Raw genomic sequence first — 18926 nt, forward strand, 5'->3', positions numbered from 1 at the left:
TCAACATGTCCGCACTGGCACTCGCCGTCCACGACTCCTCGACGATGACCCGGCGCAGCCTGCGCCGCATCATCCGCTACCCGAGCATGACCCTGATCCTCGTCGGGATGCCGGTGGTGTTCCTGCTGCTGTTCGTCTACGTCTTCGGCGAGACGCTCGGCGCGGGGCTCGGCGTCGGCGCGCTCGGGCGCGCCGGCTACGCCGACTACGTGACGCCCGGGATCCTCGTCATCACCGTCGCCGCGGCGGCGCAGGGCACCGCCATCTCCGTGGCGATGGACATGGACGCCGGCCTCATCGCGCGGTTCCGCACCATGCCCGTGACACGCTCGGCCGTGCTCACCGGGCACGCCACGGCCAGCTTCCTCCAGGCGATGTTCAGCGTGCTCGCCGTGCTCCTCGTCGCCCTCGCGGTGGGCTTCCGGCCCAACGCCGGGATCGCGGGGTGGCTCGCCGCCACCGGGGTGGTCGCGCTGTTCGTGGTGGCGCTCACCTGGCTGTCCGTCGCGCTGGGGCTGGTCGCCAAGACCCCGGAGAGCGCCAGCAACCTGCCGATGTTCCTCATCCTGCTGCCGTTCCTCAGCAGCGGCTTCGTCCCCACGCAGTCGCTCCCGGGGGCGTTGCGGTGGTTCGCCGAGAACGAGCCGTTCACGCCCACGATCGAGTCCGTGCGAGGGCTGCTGCTCGGCTCGCCGAGCGGTCGCGACGTCGCCCTCGCGATCGGATGGAGCGTGCTGATCGCCGTGCTGTCCTACCTCTGGGCCCAGCGGCTGTTCGACCGTCGTCCCACGCGCTGATCCTGTCGGCCGGTCAGGCCGGCACGGCGGACACGAGCGCGGCGAGCTGGGCGCTGGTGGGGCCGTCCGTGCGCGGTCGCCACCCGTCGCGCAGCAGCGTGCGCACCGTGTCCTCGACGGGGTCGAGCACGTCGGGTCCTGCGGCCATCCCGAGGTACATCATGACGTTCGGCAGGATCGAGCGGTCCACCTCGACGGCCGCGCAGATCACGTCGGACGGGATGCGCTCGTCGAGGTCGAGGTCCTGGCCGGCGAACCGGCGCAGCAGCGTCCGGTCCCAGCGGACGTGGTCCTCGAACCAGGGACGCACGTGCTGCTCGGCCCACTCGTCGAGCGCGAGCGACACGGAGTCGGGGTCGTCGACGGTGTCGAGGGTGGCGAGCAGGTGCTGCACGTGGCCGAGCAGCAGCGAGAGGTTGCGGCCGGCCGCCGGGTTCGTGGTGAGGATCGCGTCGCCCACGAAGTAGAGCCCGCGCGCCGGCGGCATGCCCAGCGCCGGGCCCTGCAGCTGGTAGGTGTTCGTGAGGTTGCCGCCCACGGTCACCTCGGTGACGGGCTCGTAGCGCTCCGGGTCGGTCCACGGGGCCAGGTTCGGGATCGCCTGCGTCATCAGGGCGAAGCCGTCGGCGGTGCGCAGTGCCGCGAACTCGGGGGCGTCCACGGGATAGGCGACCAGCACGGAGTGCGTCGCGTCGTCCTGCGGCATCACCAGCGACACGTAGCCCGGCCCGGTCGAGAACGACGGCACGGTGAGGTCGCACGCCCACTCCGCCTCGCGCGCCCGGTACTGCCGGAAGATGTACGCCGACCCGCACGGGCCGCCCTCGACACGGCCGCGCAGGCGCTCGCCCAGGTGGCTCACCCGCCCGGTCGCCACGACCACCGCGTCGGCGTCGAGCCGGTCGCCGTCCACGACGAGGCCGCGCGCGACCCCGTCCTCGACCACGACGTCGTCCACGTGCCCGGTCAGCCACGTGAGGCCGGGCTGCCGCTGCGCCGCCGCGCGCAGCACGCGCTCGACCACCGGGCGCCGGCAGAAGTAGCCCGTGGCCATGGCGGCCATCGCGTCGGGGACGCCGGGCGGCCGCTGCTCGCGGGCGCCCGCGGCGAGGATCTCCTGGTACACGTCGGGCATCTCGGCGAGCAGCGCCCGGCGTACGCCGGGCCGCCACCCGTGCGGGTGCGTGCCCTGCATCACGCCCTTGCGCTGCCACTCGCCGTCCGCACCCGGTCCCGGGTCGCGGTCGACGACGGTCACCACGTGGCCGTGTCGCGCGAGCGCGATCGCCGTGTACGTCCCGACGGGTCCGCCGCCCGCCACCAGCACCTGCATGTCCGCCTCCTGCGTCTCGGGTGGCGCGACGCTAGGCGCGCGACGGCGGCGTCCTCGTCGGCAGAACTGTGCAGATGCATGTGCAGACCGCCGGGCCGGTCGCCGGCCGCGCGGGGGCTCAGACGAGCCGGTGGCCGAAGGCGAACGCCGTCGCGGCGGAGCGCGAGGAGACGCCGAGCTTGAGGAAGATGTTGGCCATGTGACGCGCGACGGTCCTCTCCGAGAGCACCAGCCGCTCGGCCACCTCGCGGTTGCTCGCGCCGGTGGCCACCAGGCGCAGCACCTCGAGCTCGCGCGGCGTCAGCCCGGCCGGTGCGGCACCGCGGTCCGCGCCGGCGGGGCCGTCGTCGAGCGCCGCGAGGTCGTGCGCGGCGTCCAGCGCGGCGAACACCGAGCGGGCCGCCGCCCGCTCGAGCTCCGCGGTCTCGGTGTCGCCCACGGCGTCGCACGCGCGCGCCAGCAGCGTGCGGCACCGGGCCGTCTCGTACGGCGCCTCGAGCGCGGTCCAGGCCTGCAGCGCCGTGCGGAGCAGTCCCAGCGCGTCGGAGGGCCGGCCGTCGGCCAGTGCGACCGCGCCCCGTCCCTGCGCGGCTGCGGCGGCCACGACCGGCGACCCGGCTGCCGCGGCCGAGGCGAGCTCGTCGGCCAGCGCGTGCGCCGTGCCCGTGTCGCCGGCGGCCAGGGCGATCTCCACGGCCGCGGGCAGCAGCCGGGTGCGCCCGAAGGGAAGCGCGACCTCGTCGAGGGCCCGGCGCACGGAGAGCAAGGCGGTCGCGGCGCGGCCCTGCGCCAGCCGCAGCAGCGCCAGGCCGGGCTGCGGGTCGACCCCGGCGGCGAGGGCGTGCCGGTACGCCGCCTCGGCCGCGTCGTCGTGCCCGTGCAGCCGGTGCAGCTCGCCGAGCTGGTAGTGCGCCATGCCCGCGGCCGCGTCGCCGGGCACGTCGGCCAGCCGGTCGATGACCGTGCGCACCTCCTCGGCCGCCGCCTCCCAGCGCCCGCGCATCGCCATCACCTCGGACCGGTGCACGAGGCACTGGCCGCGATAGGGCACCAGCCCGTTCTGGTCCTCGCACCATCGGGAGAGGACGTCGGTCCACTCGGCGCTGCGGGTGAGGTCGAGGCACTCGCGGCACACGGCGATGACGGCGCAGTAGACCAGTCCCACCGCCTGCGGTGTGACCCCCGGCGTCGTCGTCGCGAGCACCATCACCTCGTCGAGCTCCGCGAGCCCGCGTCGTGACTCGCCCAGGGCCAGCAGCGCCTGGCCGTGGCCGTTGCCCGCGAGCACGCGCAGGGCCGTGTCGTCGAACCGCTCCGCCACCGTGATCGCGCCGCCGAGCGCGGCGAGCGCGTGGTCGGCCTCGCCGGCGAACAGGGCGCGCATGCCGTCGTTCACGGACTCGTACCCGCGCCACACCGAGGCCTCGAACGCGGGGCCGAGCACGCTGCGCACGCGCCCGAACCAGCCGCCGGCACGGGCCTGCTCGCCGCGCATCAGCAGCGCCAGCCCCAGCCAGAACGCCACGCGGGCGGCGCCGTCGAGGTCGCCCCCGCCGAGGAACGCGTGGTGCGCGCGCTCGCGGACGGTGTCCGACTCGGCGTCCAGCCCGACCAGCAGCGCGGCCAGGCCCCACGCCTCGAGATCCACCGCGCCGAGCGGCTCCCGCGCGTCGGCTGCGGCGAAGGCGTCGCGGGCGGCCGGCCAGTCCCGCCGGTCGTGCGCGGACCGTGCCTGCTCCCGTTCCGCCGCGGGGTCCATGCGGCCATCGTGCCCGAGCGGCGGGCCGCCGTCACCGCTCCCCAGCCGCGGCCCGAGGCACGGACGGCGCCCGGACATCCCGCGCGACCTGCGAACAGGGGGCGGTGAGCGCCATCATTCCCTCGACTCCCGACGCCGACGAAGGAGTTCCCATGGCCGACACGACCAGCACCACCGCCCGCCCGCCCAAGCTGAGCCACCCGACCCGGGCCGACCGGGCCGCCGCCGGGAAGGCGGCCAGGGCCCGGGTGCCGCTCGACGCCCACTCCGCCCTGGACGCCGGCACCGGGCGGCCCGATCCCGTCGAGCTGCTGAGGTCCCAGGGCGCGACGCGGGTCCCAGAGCTGGTGCCGATCCGATACGGCCGCATGGCGACCACGCCCTTCGCGTTCTACCGGGGAGCCGCGCTCGTGATGGCGAGCGACCTCGCGCGCACCCCGACCACCGGGCTGCGCACGCAGCTGTGCGGGGACGCCCATCTGTCCAACTTCGGCGTGTTCGGGTCCCCGGAGCGCAACCTGCTCTTCGACATCAACGACTTCGACGAGACGGCGCCCGGCTCGTTCGAGTGGGACGTCAAGCGCCTCGCGGCCAGTCTCGAGATCGCCGCGCGCGGCAACGATTTCAAGCGCAAGCAGACCCGTGCCCTCGTGCTCGCGGCCGTCGCGTCCTACCGGACGGCGATGCGGCACTTCGCGACGATGGGCTCGCTGGACGTCTGGTACGCGCGCCTCGACGTCGACCGCACCTTCCAGGCGGTGCGCGGGAAGCTGTCGCTCGAGGGCGCCCGGCGCACCGAGGCGGCACTGGCGAAGGCGCGCACGCGCGACAGCATGCAGGCGCTGGACAAGCTGACCACGCAGGTGGACGGCAAGCCGCGGATCGTGGGCGACCCGCCGCTCGTCGAGACGATCGACGAGCTCGCGCCGGACCGCGACCGCGACGAGGTGATGCACGAGATGCGCGTGCTCATCCGTTCCTACCGGGCGAGCCTGCCCTCGGACCGCAAGCACCTGATCGAGCAGTACCAGCTGGTCGACATGGCCAGGAAGGTCGTCGGGGTCGGCAGCGTCGGCACGCGCTGCTGGATCCTGCTGCTCCAGGGGATCGACGAGGGCGACCCGCTGTTCCTGCAGGGCAAGGAGGCGACGGCGTCCGTCATCGAGACGGTCACCGGCACGACGACGCGGGGGCAGAGCGGTCAGCGCGTGGTGCACGGGCAGCGGCTCATGCAGGCCGCGAGCGACATCTTCCTCGGCTACCAGCGCGTGCTCACCGACGGCGCCGAGCGGGACTTCTACGTCCGCCAGCTGCGCGACTGGAAGATGTCCCTGCCGATCGAGACCATGCTCCCGGAGGGGATGACCGTGTACGGCCAGATGTGCGGCTGGACGCTCGCCCGCGCCCATGCCCGCGCCGGCGACCGCGTCGCGATCGCGTCGTACCTCGGACGCAAGGACACGTTCGACCAGGCGGTCGCCGACTTCGCAGTCGCGTACGCCGACCTCAACGAGCGCGACCACGCCGCGCTGCTGGCGGCGATCGACGACGGCTCGGTGACGGCGGTCAGCGGGCTCTGACGCACTGGCGTCGACCCACCCGGAGGTCAGGCGAACAGCTCGGAGGGGTCGTCGGGCGCGTCCGCGGCGCACTCGACGAGGGCGTCGAGGGGGACGGTGTCGAGCGCTGCGGAATTGGTCGCCCGCAGCACGACGGGAGCCTTGACGCCGTCGGCGTAGGCCTCCCACCAGCGGGCCGCGCACACGGCCCAGCGGTCGCCCGGCACCAGGCCGGGGAAGCCGTACTCGGGCACCGGCGTCGACAGGTCGTTGCCGACGCGGCGCTGGTGCTCCAGGAACTCCGCCGTCACCACGGTGCACACGGTGTGCGAGCCGACGTCGTCAGGCCCGGTCGTGGTGAAGCCGTCGCGGTAGAAGCCGGTCAGCGGCTCGAGGCTGCACACCTCGAGGGGGTCGCCGTGGACGTTCGCCTGCGGATCCATGCCTCCCAGACTAGGCGCCGACGCGCATCCGTCGAGGATCCCCGTACGCCGGGAGGAGGCGGCTCGGGAGGGCGCGCGCCGCTGGACCGTTTCGGCCGCCGTCGCGGGCGGGTGCTGTCCATACTGACCGCGTGACCGACGCCGACACGGGGACCGAGGGGCGCGACTGGCGCGAGCTGGTGGCCGTCGTCCTGCTCTCGATCACGACCATCCTGACCGCCTGGGCCGGCTTCCAGTCGAGCAAGTGGGGCGGCGCGATGTCGATCTCGTTCAGCCAGGCGAGCTCCGCGCGCATCCAGGCCGCCCGCCTCGACGGCGACGCCAACCGCCGCATCACCGTGCAGGTGTCGCTGTACACCCAGTGGCTGCAGGCCAAGGCGCAGGGCGACGAGACCCTCGCCGCCTACCTCGCCGAGCGCTTCCCGGAGCCGCTGAAAACGGCCTTCGGCGCCTGGAGGGCGACCGACCCGCAGAACAACGCGCAGGCGCCGGCGTCGCCGTTCGACATGCCGCAGTACGTCGTGCCGGAGTCGACACAGGCCAAGGCGTCGGACGCGCTCGCAGACGCGAAGTTCCAGCAGGCCCTGGATTACAACCAGCGCGGCGACAACTACACGCTCCTCACGGTCGCGTTCGCCTCGGTGCTGTTCTTCGCGGCGATCTCCGGCCGGATGCGCACCCGCGGCGCGCAGTGGGCCCTGCTCGGTCTGGGGCTGGCGCTGTTCGTCGTCGCCGTCGTCCTCGTGGGTCTCTACCCCAAGCTGGTCTGAGGTCGCACGCAACGGTCCGGGGGAGGCTGCCCCGGGACGCGGGCCGTCTGCTTGACTGACTCGCGGATCAGGACGCCGACGGGTGAGAGGGCCAGATGCAGCGGGTGGCGAGCGGCACGGCCGGAGCCGCGCGGGACCTCGGTGCGATCTTCGACCCGGTGTCCGTCGCGGTGGTCGGAGCGAGCGACGACACGGCGAAATGGGGCCACCACATCGCGCGCCAGCTGCTGTCCTCGCCCTCCGGTCGCGACCTGCACCTGGTCAACCGGCGAGGCGGCACCGTGCTCGGCATCCCGGCGGCCCGATCGCTGCTCGAGGTGGGCCGCGCCGTGGACCTCGTGGCCGTCTGCGTCCCCGCGGACGGGTTCCTCGACGCCGTCGACAGCGCCCTCGCCGCCGGGGCGCGCGCGATCGTCGCCGTCACGGCGGGACTGGGGGAGGCCTCGCCCGAGGGCGCGGCGATCGAGGCCGAGGCCGTGCGCCGGACCCGGGCCGCCGGGGCCGTGCTGGTCGGGCCGAACTGCCTCGGCGTCGCCGACACGAGCACGGGTCTGCTGCTCTCGTCGGACCCGGTGCGGCGCGGCCCCATCACGGTGCTCTCGCAGAGCGGCAACCTCGTGATCGACCTCGACGACCGGCTGGCGCTGCAGGGCCTCGGGATCGCGAGGTTCGTCTCCCTCGGCAACCAGGCCGATGTCACCCTCGCCGAGCTCATGCGCTCCTGCGTGGACCACGACGCCACGCGCGCGGTCGCGGTGTACGCCGAGGACCTCGTCGACGGACGCGACCTCGTTGCCGCCGCCCGTGACCTCGCCGACGCCGGAAAGCCGGTGGTGCTGCTCGCGCCCGGACGCACCCGGGCTGCGGCGCGCGGCGCGGCGTCCCACACCGGTGCGCTGACCAGCCCGTCGTCGGTCGTCGACGCGGCCTGCCTGGCGGGTGGGGTGCACCGCGTCGACGCGCCGGAGCGGATGGTGACCCTCCTCGCCTCCCTGGTCTCCCCCCGCCGCACCTCGGGGCGACGGGTCGCGGTGCTCACCGACGGCGGCGGGCACGGGTCGGTGGCCGCAGACGTCGCGGCCGACGCGGGGCTGGTCGTCCCCGAGCTGTCGGTGGCCCTCGGCGACCGGCTGCGCGCGGCGACCTGGCCGGGCGCCACCACCTCCAACCCGGTCGACCTCGCGGGCGCCGGGGAGCAGGACCCGGACAGCTACGCGCGCGGTCTGGAGGTGCTGCTCGGCTCGGACGAGGTCGACGGGGTGCTCTGGGTGGGGTACTTCGGCGGCTATGCCGACCAGCCGGGCGTCCTCGGCCCGCTCGAGCTCGACGCAGCGCGGCGCGCGGCCGAGGTGGTGGCCGCGCAGGACGCGCCGGTCGTGGTCCAGACCATCTTCCCGCGCAGCGCGAGCTTCGACGCGCTGCACGGCGTCGGCGTCCCCGTCTTCCGCGGCCTGGAGGAGGCCGCGCGGTCGCTCGCCGCCGTGTGCGGCCCGCCTGCGGCGCCGCGCGACGACCTGACCGTGCCCCCGGCGGCCGCACCTGTCGCGGGCACCGACTACCTCGCGACGCGCGACCTGCTGCAGGCGTCCGGGCTGCGGTTCCCCGACGCCGCCGTGGTGCGCGACGCATCCGAGCTCGAGCAGGTCCTCGCCACCGACCGGCCGGCGTATCCCGTGGTGCTCAAGGCGATGGGGCTGGTGCACAAGTCCGACTCGGGTGGCGTGGTGATCGGCCTGCGCGACGAGCGCGCCGTGCGTTCCGCCCACGCCGAGCTGGTCGCACGGCTCGCTCCTCCGTCCGTCACGGTCGAGGCCATGGCCGACGTCGCTGCCGGTGTCGAGGTCATCGCGGGCGTGCGGTGGGACGACCGCTTCGGTCCCGTGCTCATGGTGGGCCTCGGCGGCGTGCACGCGGAGGTTCTGGGCGACGTCGCGTTCGCGCTCGCGCCGGCCTCGCCCGGCACGGTCGAGGCGCTCCTGCGCGGCCTGCGCGGGGCGGCCCTGCTGGATGGCGTGCGCGGCCGCGCCGCGGTCGACGTCGCGGCCCTCGCCGACGCGGTCTCCAGGATCTCCGAGGTCGCGGCGGCCCACCCCGAGCTCGGCGAGCTCGAGGTCAACCCCCTGCTGGCCACGCCCGACGGAGTCCTCGCCCTCGACGCGCGCGCGGTCGCGGCTCCCTGACACCACCGCTCACCCCACGTCCGTCCGAGCACGAGAGGCAGTCATGGACTTCGAGTACACGCCCGAGCAGGTCGAGCTCCAGCGGCGGGCCGCGGCGTACGTCGAAACCCTCATGCAGCACGAGGAGGCCGTCGAGGCGTCCGGGGGCCGGCTCGACCCGGCGATCCAGCGCGAGCTCGAGCAGGGCGCGCGCGACGCCGGCCTGTGGGCGATGAACATGCCGCGCGAGCTCGGCGGCGCCGGCCTCACGATGCTCGAGCGCGTCATCGTCTCCGAGCAGGTGGGGAAGGCGACGAACTGCCTGTGGGACTTCACCTGGTGGCCGGCGAACGTGCTCGTGCACGCGACGCCGGAGCAGCGGGAGCGCTTCCTGCTCCCCGTGATCCGCGGCGAGGTGCGTGACGCCTACGCCGTGACCGAACCGGGCGCCGGCTCGGACGCGGGCGGCGTGACGACGACGGCCACGAAGGTCGACGGCGGCTGGCTCATCAACGGCGAGAAGTGGTTCGTCACCGCGGGCGACGTCGCCGACTTCCTCATCGTGCACGCCAACGCCGGCCCGGAGGCCGCGCCGACGCTCTTCCTCGTCGAGAAGGACTCGCCCGGCGTCGAGATCCTGCACACCCCGTCGTTCATGCACACGCCGGTGCTGGGGCACCCGCAGATCGGCTTCACCGACGTCCTCGTGCCCGACGACCACGTCCTCGGCGAGGTCGGCCAGGGCTTCGACCTGACCAAGGAGTGGTTCGTCGAGGAGCGGCTGCTCATCGCCGCCCGGACGATCGGCGCGGCGGAGCGTGCCCTTCAGCACGCGCGCGACTGGGCCGTCGAGCGCGAGCAGTTCGGGCGCCCGATCGCCGAGTTCCAGCTGGTGCAGGCGATGCTGGCCGACTCGGCCGTCGACATCGCCGTCAACCGTGCCTACTACCACCAGGTGGCGGGCGAGATCGACGCAGGCGCCGACCCGAAGACGATGCACGCCAAGGCGTCCATCGCGAAGCTGTCGGCCTCCGAGGCGTCCGGCCGCGTCGCGGACCGGTGCCTCCAGGTCTTCGGCGGACGCGGCTACGACCGCTCGTTCGCGGTCGAGCGCATCTACCGCGAGGTGCGCGTCGACCGGATCTGGGAGGGCACCTCGGAGATCCAGCGCCTCGTGGTCGCGAACGAGCTGATCAAGCGGGGGCTCGGCGTCCTCCGCCTTCCCGGCGCCCAGGTCTGACGGCGCGAGCCCTCCGTCCGCCGTCACGGGGCCGGCACCGCGACGCCTCGGCGTGGCGGGGGCCGTCGGCGGACCTGTGCGCCGTACGTTTGCCGCTAGCACCGGCGGCGCGCGCCCGCTCGTCGTGGTCGGTCTGCCTGGGGCAGGGAGACAGCATGAAGCGCCTTGTGTCCATCGGTGTCATGACCGCGTTCGCGATCGCGGCCCTCGTTCCTGCGGCCCCGGCGTGGGCATGGGACTCGGGGATCGCCGACGGCTCCCAACCGGTGATCTCCGGCGACAACTTCACGATGTGCGCCGTCCGCGAGAGCGCGATGATCTACTGCTGGGGGGCCAACGCGTCGGGTCAGCTCGGGCGCGGAGACGTCAATCCCAGCTTGGCCGTCGCCCCTGTGACGTCGCCGTTGACCTCGCTCGCGCGATCGGTCTCGGTGAACAACGCCACGGTCTGCGCGTTGATGCTCAATCGCACGGTGAAGTGCTGGGGCGCGAACAACCAGGGGATGGTGGGCAACGGCACCACCAGCGCCGCGGTGTCCACGCCCACGACCGTGCCGGGCCTGACCAACGTCGCCGCAGTCACGGTCGGGCTCAACGCGACCTGTGCGGTGAGGCAGGACGGCACGGTCTGGTGCTGGGGCAACCCCCAGTGGCCCGGGTTCACCGGGTTCCCGTCGACGCAGCAGGACTCGCCCGTCAAGGTCGCGGGGATCACGACAGCGACCGACGTCTCCTTGGGCGGCCTGCATGCCTGCGTGCGGCGCGTAGACAAGCGCGTGGTCTGCTGGGGCGCCAACGATTCCGGCCAGCTCGGCGACGGCACGACCTCGCCCCGCACCGGTCTGGTGACCGTGGCGGGCATCTCCGACGCCAGTGCCGTCGTGGTGGGCTACAACGACTCCTGCGCGCTGCGCGCGGGCGGCACGGTGTCGTGCTGGGGCGACAACTCGTACGGGGCGCTCGGGGCGGCGACGAGCGCGACGCACTCCGCCACCCCGGTCCCGGTCTTCGGCGTCGCAGGAGCCACGTCGCTCGCCATGTCTCCCTATGGCGGCTGCGTGACGATCGCCGGGCTGGTGAAGTGCTGGGGCACCGATGACCTCGGCCGTCTCGGGGACGGGCAGTACGTCACCCAGGCCGCTCCCGTTCGCGCCACCGCGAGCCTCGCCAAGGCCACCTCGGTGTGGAGCTCGTACTGGGGCAGCTGCGAGATCGCCGACGGCGGTCGCGTCTGGTGCTGGGGCAACGGCAGCGGAGGCCGCCTGGGCGACGGGACGTCCAACAACGCTCCCGACGGCACCGGCCCGGGCAACGCGTTCGGGATCGCCGCGAATCCGTACCGCGTGGTGCTCGTCAACTCGGCGCCGGGCCGGCCGACCGGGTCGTCGACGGCCGCGAGGAGGATCACGATCTCCTGGACGGCGCCGTCCACCGCCGGCGGCATCTCGGCCCCCCGGGACTACGCCATCTACTACCAAGTCAAGGGTTCGACGGTGTGGAGGAGGTTCGCCGACCCGGTCACGACCAGCCGGAGGGCCACGGTCACGCCGTTGACGTCAGGCAAGTACTACCGCTTCAAGGTGGTACCGCTGAACTGGGCAGGAGCGGGCACCGCCTCCGCCATCTCGGGCTACATCAAGTCCCGGTAGCCCCAGGGGCGGACCGGGGGCATGGTCGGCAGAATGTCCTCATGACCGACACCACCACGCCCTCCGTCGTCTGGCACGAGCACGGCGACTGGACCGACATCCGCTACGCGGTCTCCGACGACGGGATCGCGAAGATCACGATCAACCGTCCCGAGGTGCACAACGCGTTCCGCCCGCAGACGCTCATCGAGATCTCGGCGGCGCTCACGCTCGCGCGCGAGGACGAGTCGGTCGGGGTCATCATCCTCACGGGTGAGGGCGAGAAGGCCTTCTGCTCCGGCGGCGACCAGCGCGTGCGCGGCGACAGCGGCTACAAGACCGACGAGAACGCCACCGGACGCTTCCACGTCACCGACCTGCACGTCGCGATGCGCCGCTGCCCCAAGCCGATCGTGGCGATGGTGGCCGGCTGGGCGATCGGCGGCGGTCACGTGCTGCACGTGGTGTGCGACCTGACCATCGCGGCGGACAACGCTCGCTTCGGCCAGGTGGGCCCCAAGGTCGGCTCGTTCGACGGCGGCTTCGGCGCGAGCCTGCTCGCGGACCTCGTCGGGCCCAAGAAGGCCAAGGAGATCTGGTTCCTCTGCCGCCAGTACGACGCGCTGCAGGCGCTGGACATGGGCCTGGTCAACGCGGTGGTGCCGCTCGCCGACCTCGAAGCCGAGACCGTCCGCTGGTGCCGGGAGATGCTGGCGCTCTCGCCGTTCGCGCTGCGGCTGATGAAGGCGAGCTTCCACGCCGCCGAGGACGGGTACGCCGGGATCCAGCAGCTGGCGCACGACGCCAACCTGCTGTTCTACGGCTCGGCCGAGGCCCAGGAGGGCCGTGAGGCCTTCAAGGCCAAGCGCACCCCGGACTTCGCCCAGTTCCCCCACCGCGCCTGACCCCCACCGGCCGGCCGCCGGGCGTCCGGATCGCGGAACGGGACGGGGGCGGGGAGGCCTGCGCACTAGCGTCGGGCCATGGGACGGGTGCACGAGACGATCGACGGCCGGCTGAGGGACTTCATCGAGGCCCAGCACGTCTACTTCGTGGGGACGGCGCCGCTCGACGCCGACGGCCACGTGAACCTCTCGCCCAAGGGGCACCGCGACACCTTCGCGGTGCTCGACGAGCGCACGGTCGCCTACCTCGACCTCACCGGCAGCGGCGCCGAGTCGCTGGCCCACCTGCGCGAGAACGGGCGCATCGTGGTGATGTTCTGCGCGTTCGACGGGCCGCCGAACATCGTGCGGCTGCACGGCCGCGGCACGGTGCACACCCCCGACGACCCGGAGTGGGGCGAGCTGGTCGCCCGGTTCCCCGCCCGCCCGGGCGTGCGCGCCGTCGTGACGGTGGACGTCACCCGGGTGAGCGACTCGTGCGGGTTCGCCGTCCCGCTCTACGAGCACGTGGGCGATCGCGACCTGCTCGAGTCGTGGGCCTCCCGCAAGAGCGACGAGGAGCTCTCGGCCTACCGTGCGGCGAAGAACGCGACGAGCATCGACGGCCTCCCGGCGTTGCCGGCAGAGGGCTGAGCGACCGAGGCTCGTGCTCAGTGGCGGGCGAGGATCGCCTCGACGTCCGTGCCGTGGGGCAGCACGCCGTACTCGTGCCCGCGCTGCTCGCCGAGCCGCGCAGCCACGAACGCCTCGCTCACCGTTGACGGCGAGAAGCGCGTGAGCAGGGAGGCCTGGAGCGCGAGGGCCATCGACTCCACGAGCCGACGAGCGCCGCGCTGCGCCTCGTCGGGCCCGGCGGCGGCGATCGCGCGCACCTGCGCCCGCACGTCCTCGACATGGGCGTCGAGCACCGGATGGTGGCCCTCCGCCAGCGAGAGCTCGTGGTCGAAGGCGACGAACGACTCCGGCTCGCGGTCGAGGGCGCGCAGCACATCGAGCGCGATGACGTTGCCCGAGCCCTCCCACACGGCCATCACCGGCTGCTCGCGGTAGCGACGGGCGAGGGGGAAGTCCTCCGTGTACCCGTTGCCGCCCAGGCACTCCAGCGCCTCGTAGGAGTGGTGCGGCCCCCGCTTGCAGATCCAGTACTTCGCGACCGCCGTGGCCAGGCGGCGCAGCGGCGCGTCGTCGTCATGGACGGCGGCCAGCCACGCGGAGGTCACGGTGGCCGCCTCGGACTCCAGGGCGAGGTCGGCGAGGACGGCGGCCATCGCGGGCTGGTCCACCAGGAGCCGGCCGAACGCGGCCCGGTGGCGGGCGTGCCACACGGCCTCGGCCACCGACTGGCGCATGCCCGCAGCGGACCCGAGCACGCAGTCGAGCCGGGTGCGGTTGACCATCTCGATGATGGTGCGCACGCCCCGCCCGGGCTCGCCGACCATCAGCGCGACCGAGCCGTCGAGCTCGATCTCCGAGGAGGCGTTGGCGCGGTTGCCCAGCTTGTCCTTGAGCCGCTGGATGCGGAACACGTTGCGCGTGCCGTCCGGGAGAACGCGCGGCAGCAGGAAGCACGAGAGGCCCTCGCCCGCCGCCCCGGTCGCCTGCGCGAGCACGAGGAAGGCGTCGGACATCGGCGCCGAGCAGAACCACTTGTGGCCGGTGAGCAGGTACTCGCCGCCCGACCCGCCGGCGCCCGTCGGCACGGCGGTGGTGGTGTTGGCGCGCACGTCGGAGCCGCCCTGCTTCTCGGTCATCGCCATCCCGAGGATCGCCGAGGCCTTGGCGCCGTCGCCGAGCTCGGGGTCGTACTCGCGCGAGAGCAGCCGCGGCACCCACTGCTCGGCGACGTCGGCCTGGAGCATCAGCGTGGGCACCGCCGCGTGCGTCATCGACACCGGGCAGGCGTGGCCGGGCTCCACCTGGCTGAAGAGCATGAACGCCGCGGCCCGGGCGACGTTGGCCCCGTGGCGCGGGTCCGCCCATGCGGAGGTGTGCGCGCCGTGCGCGACCGCCTCGCGGATGATGCGGTGGTACGCCGGGTGGTAGTCGACCTCGTCCACGCGCCGGCCGTGCCGGTCGAACGCGCGCAGCGTCGGCGTCTGGGTGTTGGCGGTGGCGGCGTCGTCCTGGAACGAGCGGCTCCCGACGAGCCGGCCGACGGTCCCGAGCTCGTGAAGCGCCCACTCCGCGCCGTGCCGGCGCACGGCCTCCACCAGCACCGGGTTGGTCGCGAGCTCGTCGACGTCCTCGCGCGGGGGTGCCTGGTTGAGCACCTCGTGGGTGACGTGGGGGAGCGGGTGCGCGCCGGTGCGGGACGTCGTGGTCATGACCCCAGTCTCCGTCGCGGCCGGGTCGGAGGCGCCGCGGGGCGGCAGTCGGCCTCCGACGCCGGCCACGTGTCCGCGTCCGGTGCGGCTACTGGAGGTAGCCCTCCACCTCCGACGCCGGCCGCTGGTGCGCCCCGGACGGGTCCTGGCCGGCGTCGCGCCGCGCGGCGCGCTGGCGCATGAGGTCCCAGAGCTGGTCGAGCCTGGTCTCGAGCGAGGACAGCTCGGAGCGCGACGCGTCGGTCGCGGGGGCCGAGCGCAGCCGGTGCTCCTCCTCGATCAGGTCGCTGATCTGGCGGTGCAGGTCGTCCACGGTGCTCTCCTCGTCGGTCGGGCGGGACGCGCCGTCGGGGAACGGCACGCGGGGGCTGACGGTCAGCCGCTCGGGCCGAACCGCTCGACCCGGATCGAGCCGGCGGGCATCCCCACCGACACCAGCAGCTGGCTGGCCGCCTCGGCGAACGCGGCCGAGCCGCACACGAAGGCGGTGCGCCGGCCCTCCACCAGCGGGGCGAGGTCCGCGGCGGACAGCCGCGAGGCCGCCCGGCCCGAGGGTGACGTCTCGCGCGACAGGGCCACCACCTGGCACCCGCCGGAGATCTCCTCGGCGTACGGCGTCTGCGCGAGCGTGCGTGCCGCGGCGACGAGGCACACGAGCTCGGGACGCCCGAGGTCGTGCGCGTGGCGCAGCATCGACACCAGCGGCGCGACACCGGATCCGCCGCCGACGGCGAGCACCGGGGTCTCGCCGTCCCAGGCGAACCAGCCGCCGATCGGGCCGCGCACCTCGAGCTCGTCGCCGGGCTCCACCACGTCGGCGAGGAACGTCGAGACCTCACCGTCCTCGAGCCGCTCGACGTACAGCTCCACCAGCGGGTCGGACGGCGCGGACACCACGGAGTACGACCGCGCCGCCGTGTAGCCGTCGTCCGCGGTGAGGCGCACGACGTAGTGCTGGCCGGGCATGTGGTCGACGCGGTCCGGCACGTCGAGGCGCAGCACGACGGCTCCGCCCGGGTCGCGCACCTCGCGCACGGTGGCGCGGCGCCAGCCCCCGCGCGGGGCGGTGGGGGTGCCGGTGTCGATGGCGTGCTCCTCCGTCGTCGGTGGTGTCAGTCGCCCTGGTAGCGCTGCTCCTGCCAGGGGTCGCCCCGGTCGTGGTAGCCGTTGCGCTCCCAGAAGCCGGGCTCGTCGTGGTCCATCAGCGTGAGGCGGGTGACCCACTTCGCGCTCTTCCAGAAGTAGAGGTGCGGTACGAGCAACCGTACGGGCCCGCCGTGGTGCGTCGTGAGCGGCAGCCCGCCGAACGTGAACGCGACCCAGGCCTTGCCGCCGCGCAGGTCCTCGAGCGGGAGGTTGGTCGTGTAGCCCGTGGTGGACGTCGCCATCACGTGCGTGGCCTCCGGCCGGGGGCCTGCGGCGTCGAGGACCTCGTCGACGCTGACGCCGCCGAACACGGTGCCCAGCTTCGACCACGTCGTCACGCAGTGGATGTCGCCGTGGTACTCGGACTGCGGCAGCGCGTGCGCCTCGTCCCAGGTCCACGTGCTCACGCGCTCGACCAGCCCGTCGACGGTGAGGGTCCACGCATCCGTGCGCAGGTTCGGCGTCACCTCGGCGGTGAGCACCGGCCAGTCGTCGCCGGCGTTGTACTGCCCGGGGGGCAGGCGCGGGTCGCGCTCGCGCCGGTGCCCCAGGAACCCTCGTGTCACGGACATGGCGCGGCCCCTCACGGGTTCGGCGGCTGTGGACCCCCACGCTAGGTGCGCGCGCGGCCCCTGTCAGTCGGTCCGCCCGCGATGTCACTGGTGAACCGGTCGCCTCCCGGCCCGGGAAGCAGCCATTTCACCAGTGACATCGGCCGAGGTCGGGGTCAGGCCGGGTCGGCGCCGGGGAGGTCGACGATGACGTCGAGGTCCGTGAACTGCGGCGGCCCTTCGAGGACCTCGCCCATGAGGGCGCGCACCTGCGCCAGCCCGGCCTCGCGCCGCGGGTCGTTCTCGCGGGCGCGCGCGTGCGCCTCGCTCTCGAAGATCACCAGGGTGTACACAGTCGCGGGATCGGCCTGGCTGCGCATCGCCATCGTGCGCAGCAGTCCCGACCCGGGCTGCTCGACCGCGCGCAGCTGCGCGAAGACCTCGCGCAGGCGCTCCTCGTTCTCCGGCTGGCTCCGGATCGTCATCAGCTGGGCCCACACGTCGCATCACCCTCCCGGCCGCCGGAAGCCGGCGGCGCCGCGTCCCGCCGGACGCGGGGCGATGGCGCGAGTGTGACGCCGCCGGCCCGCCCGCGTCCCCGGCTTGGTGACAGCCGTGAGTCTCGACGGGTCGCTGCCCCGGCGGCCAGAATCGATCCCTCCCCGGAGGAGGTCGTCGTGCCGGTACAGCTCAACCACACGATCGTGGGCGCCCGCGACAAGCGTGAGTCCGCGATCTTCCTCGCCGACATACTCGGCCTCGGCGCGCCCGTGCCGTTCGGGCCGTTCCTCGTGGTAGACGTCGCCAACGGGGTCTCGCTGGACTTCCTCGACGGATACGGCGCGGACGCGCAGGGCCGCATCCAGCCGCAGCACTACGCCTTCCTGGTGAGCGAGCCGGAGTTCGACGAGATCATGGCGCGGATCGCCGAGCGCGGGCTGCCCTACTGGGCCGACCCCTCCCGGCGCCGCCCGGGGCGCATCAACCACGACGACGGAGGCCGCGGCGTCTACTGGGAGGACCCGGTCGGCCACGTGCTCGAGGCGATCACCCGCCCCTACGGCGGCTGAGCCACGACTCCCGGCGTCCGGCTGCGCTCACGACCCAGCTCAGCGAGCATGGGCTCGTGTTCGAGGTCGACGCCGAGGCCTACGGCCGGTTCATGGGGCGCTTCTCGCGTCCCCTCGCGGTGCTGTTCGCGGACGCGGTAGGCGTGCGGCCCGGGCAGCGGGCCCTGGACGTGGGCTGCGGCACCGGCGCGCTCACCGACGTCCTGGTCGAGCGGCTCGGCGTCGACGCCGTCAGCGCGGCCGACCCGTCGGCGTCGTTCGTCGCCGCCGTCCGCGCCCGCTACCCGTCGATGGAGGTGCTCCAGACGACCGCGGAGGCCCTCGACGTGGGCACCGCGTCGTACGACGTCGTGCTCGCGTCGCTGGCGGTCCACTTCATGCACGACGCGGTCCGGGGCCTCGGCGCGATGGCGCGGGCCGCCTCGGCCGACGGCATCGTCGGCGCCACGGTGTGGGACCACGCCGGCGGGCGGGGCCCGCTGGCGGAGTTCTGGTCCGCCGTGCGCTCGCTCGACCCGGGCGCCCGCGACGAGTCGCACCTGCCCGGGGTGCGCGAGGGCCACCTGGCGGAGCTGCTGCGCGACGCCGGAGCCCGCGCGGTCGAGGCGACGGCGCTCTCCGTCGAGGTGCACCACGACGGGTTCGACGCGTGGTGGCAGCCCTACACGCTCGGCGTCGGGCCGGCCGGCGAGCACGTCGCAGCCCTGGACGCGGCGTCGCGAGCGCGGCTCGAGGAGCTCCTGCGGGAGCGGCTGCCGGACGGCCCGTTCACCACCACCGCGCTGGCCTGGACCGCCTGGGGCGCCGGCCGCGGCTGACTCCCTCCGACGGTCGGATCACTCGGGCTGGTGGAGGAACCAGCGATGGCCGAACGGGTCGCGGAACACCGCGACGCGGCCCAGGCCCGGGTTGTCCTGCGGGCCGCGGTCGAGCGCGACGCCGGCCGCCGTGACCCGGGCGCAGACGGCGTCGACGTCCTCGACGGTGAGGTGCAGGGTGACGGCGGCGCCGCGGCCCGGCGCCGGCGCCTCGACGTGCAGCTCCGGGTGCTCGTCGGACATCATCCAGCGCGCGCCGTCGACGGCGAGCTCCACGTGGCCGATGCGCCCGTCCGGCATGACGATCGGCTCGTGGACCACCTCGGCGCCCAGGACGTCGACGTACCAGGCGATCGCGGCCGTCGCGTCGCCGACGGCGATGTAGGGGGTCAGCTCGCTCACCGGGTGCCTCCTCGGGGATCGG

Annotated in this window: 19 protein-coding genes; 10 read left to right on the plus strand and 9 right to left on the minus strand. The window is 74.0% G+C overall.

What is annotated here, in order from left to right:
* Positions 1-5: 5 nt before the first annotated feature.
* On the plus strand, positions 6-797 hold the full coding sequence (locus tag GC157_16420; protein MBI1379043.1) for an ABC transporter permease: 792 nt from the start codon (positions 6-8) through the stop codon (positions 795-797).
* A 13-nt stretch (positions 798-810) separates the two neighbouring features.
* Here GC157_16420 and GC157_16425 read toward each other — a convergent pair whose 3' ends face one another.
* Together GC157_16425 and GC157_16430 are read right to left on the minus strand one after the other, a co-directional pair.
* Positions 811-2130, minus strand: a complete 1320-nt coding sequence (locus tag GC157_16425) for an FAD-dependent oxidoreductase (protein MBI1379044.1) — start codon at positions 2128-2130, stop codon at positions 811-813.
* Positions 2131-2248: 118 nt separating this feature from the next.
* Positions 2249-3967, minus strand: coding sequence for a hypothetical protein (locus GC157_16430; GenBank protein ID MBI1379045.1), 1719 nt, complete (start codon positions 3965-3967; stop codon positions 2249-2251).
* A 74-nt stretch (positions 3968-4041) separates the two neighbouring features.
* On the opposite strand from GC157_16430, the gene GC157_16435 reads away from it, so the two are divergent.
* Positions 4042-5469 (plus strand): DUF2252 domain-containing protein, encoded by a 1428-nt coding sequence (locus GC157_16435; protein ID MBI1379046.1) that lies wholly within the window; start codon positions 4042-4044, stop codon positions 5467-5469.
* Between the two features lie 26 nt (positions 5470-5495).
* Here GC157_16435 and GC157_16440 read toward each other — a convergent pair whose 3' ends face one another.
* Positions 5496-5891, minus strand: coding sequence for a DUF2237 family protein (locus GC157_16440; GenBank protein MBI1379047.1), 396 nt, complete (start codon positions 5889-5891; stop codon positions 5496-5498).
* A 131-nt stretch (positions 5892-6022) separates the two neighbouring features.
* Here GC157_16440 and GC157_16445 point away from each other — a divergent pair, with 131 nt between their 5' ends.
* The 6 genes from GC157_16445 (at position 6023) to GC157_16470 (ending at position 13226) form a co-directional block, all read left to right on the plus strand.
* A complete protein-coding gene (locus GC157_16445; protein MBI1379048.1) occupies positions 6023-6661 on the plus strand; it encodes a hypothetical protein in 639 nt (212 codons plus the stop codon).
* A 95-nt stretch (positions 6662-6756) separates the two neighbouring features.
* Positions 6757-8841, plus strand: coding sequence for a CoA-binding protein (locus GC157_16450; GenBank protein MBI1379049.1), 2085 nt, complete (start codon positions 6757-6759; stop codon positions 8839-8841).
* Positions 8842-8884: 43 nt separating this feature from the next.
* Complete coding sequence (locus GC157_16455; protein ID MBI1379050.1) at positions 8885-10060, plus strand: acyl-CoA dehydrogenase; 1176 nt, start codon at positions 8885-8887, stop codon at positions 10058-10060.
* Between the two features lie 155 nt (positions 10061-10215).
* Positions 10216-11709 (plus strand): hypothetical protein, encoded by a 1494-nt coding sequence (locus GC157_16460; protein MBI1379051.1) that lies wholly within the window; start codon positions 10216-10218, stop codon positions 11707-11709.
* 41 nt (positions 11710-11750) lie between these two features.
* Complete coding sequence (menB, locus tag GC157_16465) at positions 11751-12593, plus strand: 1,4-dihydroxy-2-naphthoyl-CoA synthase (protein ID MBI1379052.1); 843 nt, start codon at positions 11751-11753, stop codon at positions 12591-12593.
* Positions 12594-12671: 78 nt separating this feature from the next.
* Entirely contained in the window at positions 12672-13226 is a 555-nt protein-coding gene (locus tag GC157_16470) for a pyridoxamine 5'-phosphate oxidase family protein (GenBank protein MBI1379053.1), read from the plus strand.
* 17 nt (positions 13227-13243) lie between these two features.
* Here GC157_16470 and GC157_16475 read toward each other — a convergent pair whose 3' ends face one another.
* The 5 genes from GC157_16475 to GC157_16495 form a co-directional block, all read right to left on the minus strand.
* The gene (locus tag GC157_16475; protein MBI1379054.1) at positions 13244-14917 is read right to left on the minus strand and encodes a DNA alkylation response protein; all 1674 of its coding nucleotides are present in this window, start codon (positions 14915-14917) and stop codon (positions 13244-13246) included.
* A gap of 88 nt (positions 14918-15005) precedes the next feature.
* On the minus strand, positions 15006-15230 hold the full coding sequence (locus GC157_16480) for a DUF2630 family protein (GenBank protein MBI1379055.1): 225 nt from the start codon (positions 15228-15230) through the stop codon (positions 15006-15008).
* A gap of 62 nt (positions 15231-15292) precedes the next feature.
* The gene (locus tag GC157_16485; protein ID MBI1379056.1) at positions 15293-16060 is read right to left on the minus strand and encodes an oxidoreductase; all 768 of its coding nucleotides are present in this window, start codon (positions 16058-16060) and stop codon (positions 15293-15295) included.
* Positions 16030-16635 (minus strand): molybdopterin-dependent oxidoreductase, encoded by a 606-nt coding sequence (locus tag GC157_16490; protein MBI1379057.1) that lies wholly within the window; start codon positions 16633-16635, stop codon positions 16030-16032. Before GC157_16490 ends, GC157_16485 begins: the two co-directional genes overlap by 31 nt.
* Positions 16636-16790: 155 nt before the next feature.
* A complete protein-coding gene (locus tag GC157_16495; GenBank protein MBI1379058.1) occupies positions 16791-17114 on the minus strand; it encodes a hypothetical protein in 324 nt (107 codons plus the stop codon).
* A 177-nt stretch (positions 17115-17291) separates the two neighbouring features.
* Here GC157_16495 and GC157_16500 point away from each other — a divergent pair, with 177 nt between their 5' ends.
* Positions 17292-17684 (plus strand): VOC family protein, encoded by a 393-nt coding sequence (locus GC157_16500; protein MBI1379059.1) that lies wholly within the window; start codon positions 17292-17294, stop codon positions 17682-17684.
* A 92-nt stretch (positions 17685-17776) separates the two neighbouring features.
* On the plus strand, positions 17777-18502 hold the full coding sequence (locus tag GC157_16505; GenBank protein MBI1379060.1) for a methyltransferase domain-containing protein: 726 nt from the start codon (positions 17777-17779) through the stop codon (positions 18500-18502).
* Positions 18503-18520: 18 nt separating this feature from the next.
* On the opposite strand, the gene GC157_16510 is transcribed toward GC157_16505, so the two are convergent.
* A complete protein-coding gene (locus tag GC157_16510) occupies positions 18521-18904 on the minus strand; it encodes a VOC family protein (GenBank protein ID MBI1379061.1) in 384 nt (127 codons plus the stop codon).
* Positions 18905-18926: the final 22 nt, after the last annotated feature.

This window comes from Frankiales bacterium (assembly GCA_016125335.1).
Taxonomy (GTDB): Bacteria; Actinomycetota; Actinomycetes; order S36-B12; family CAIYMF01; genus Longivirga.

Excerpts from the sequence above, each read along its gene's own strand:
- GC157_16460 (MBI1379051.1), top strand. The coding sequence starts at position 10,216 with ATGAAGCGCCTTGTGTCCATCGGTGTCATGACCGCGTTCGCGATCGCG.
- GC157_16420 (MBI1379043.1), top strand. The coding sequence starts at position 6 with ATGTCCGCACTGGCACTCGCCGTCCACGACTCCTCGACGATGACCCGG.
- GC157_16470 (MBI1379053.1), top strand. The coding sequence starts at position 12,672 with ATGGGACGGGTGCACGAGACGATCGACGGCCGGCTGAGGGACTTCATC.
- GC157_16455 (MBI1379050.1), top strand. The coding sequence starts at position 8,885 with ATGGACTTCGAGTACACGCCCGAGCAGGTCGAGCTCCAGCGGCGGGCC.
- GC157_16505 (MBI1379060.1), top strand. The coding sequence starts at position 17,777 with ATGGGGCGCTTCTCGCGTCCCCTCGCGGTGCTGTTCGCGGACGCGGTA.
- GC157_16425 (MBI1379044.1), bottom strand. The coding sequence starts at position 2,130 with ATGCAGGTGCTGGTGGCGGGCGGCGGACCCGTCGGGACGTACACGGCG.
- GC157_16435 (MBI1379046.1), top strand. The coding sequence starts at position 4,042 with ATGGCCGACACGACCAGCACCACCGCCCGCCCGCCCAAGCTGAGCCAC.
- GC157_16475 (MBI1379054.1), bottom strand. The coding sequence starts at position 14,917 with ATGACCACGACGTCCCGCACCGGCGCGCACCCGCTCCCCCACGTCACC.
- GC157_16430 (MBI1379045.1), bottom strand. The coding sequence starts at position 3,967 with ATGTCCGGGCGCCGTCCGTGCCTCGGGCCGCGGCTGGGGAGCGGTGAC.
- menB (MBI1379052.1), top strand. The coding sequence starts at position 11,751 with ATGACCGACACCACCACGCCCTCCGTCGTCTGGCACGAGCACGGCGAC.
- GC157_16450 (MBI1379049.1), top strand. The coding sequence starts at position 6,757 with ATGCAGCGGGTGGCGAGCGGCACGGCCGGAGCCGCGCGGGACCTCGGT.
- GC157_16440 (MBI1379047.1), bottom strand. The coding sequence starts at position 5,891 with ATGGATCCGCAGGCGAACGTCCACGGCGACCCCCTCGAGGTGTGCAGC.
- GC157_16490 (MBI1379057.1), bottom strand. The coding sequence starts at position 16,635 with ATGTCCGTGACACGAGGGTTCCTGGGGCACCGGCGCGAGCGCGACCCG.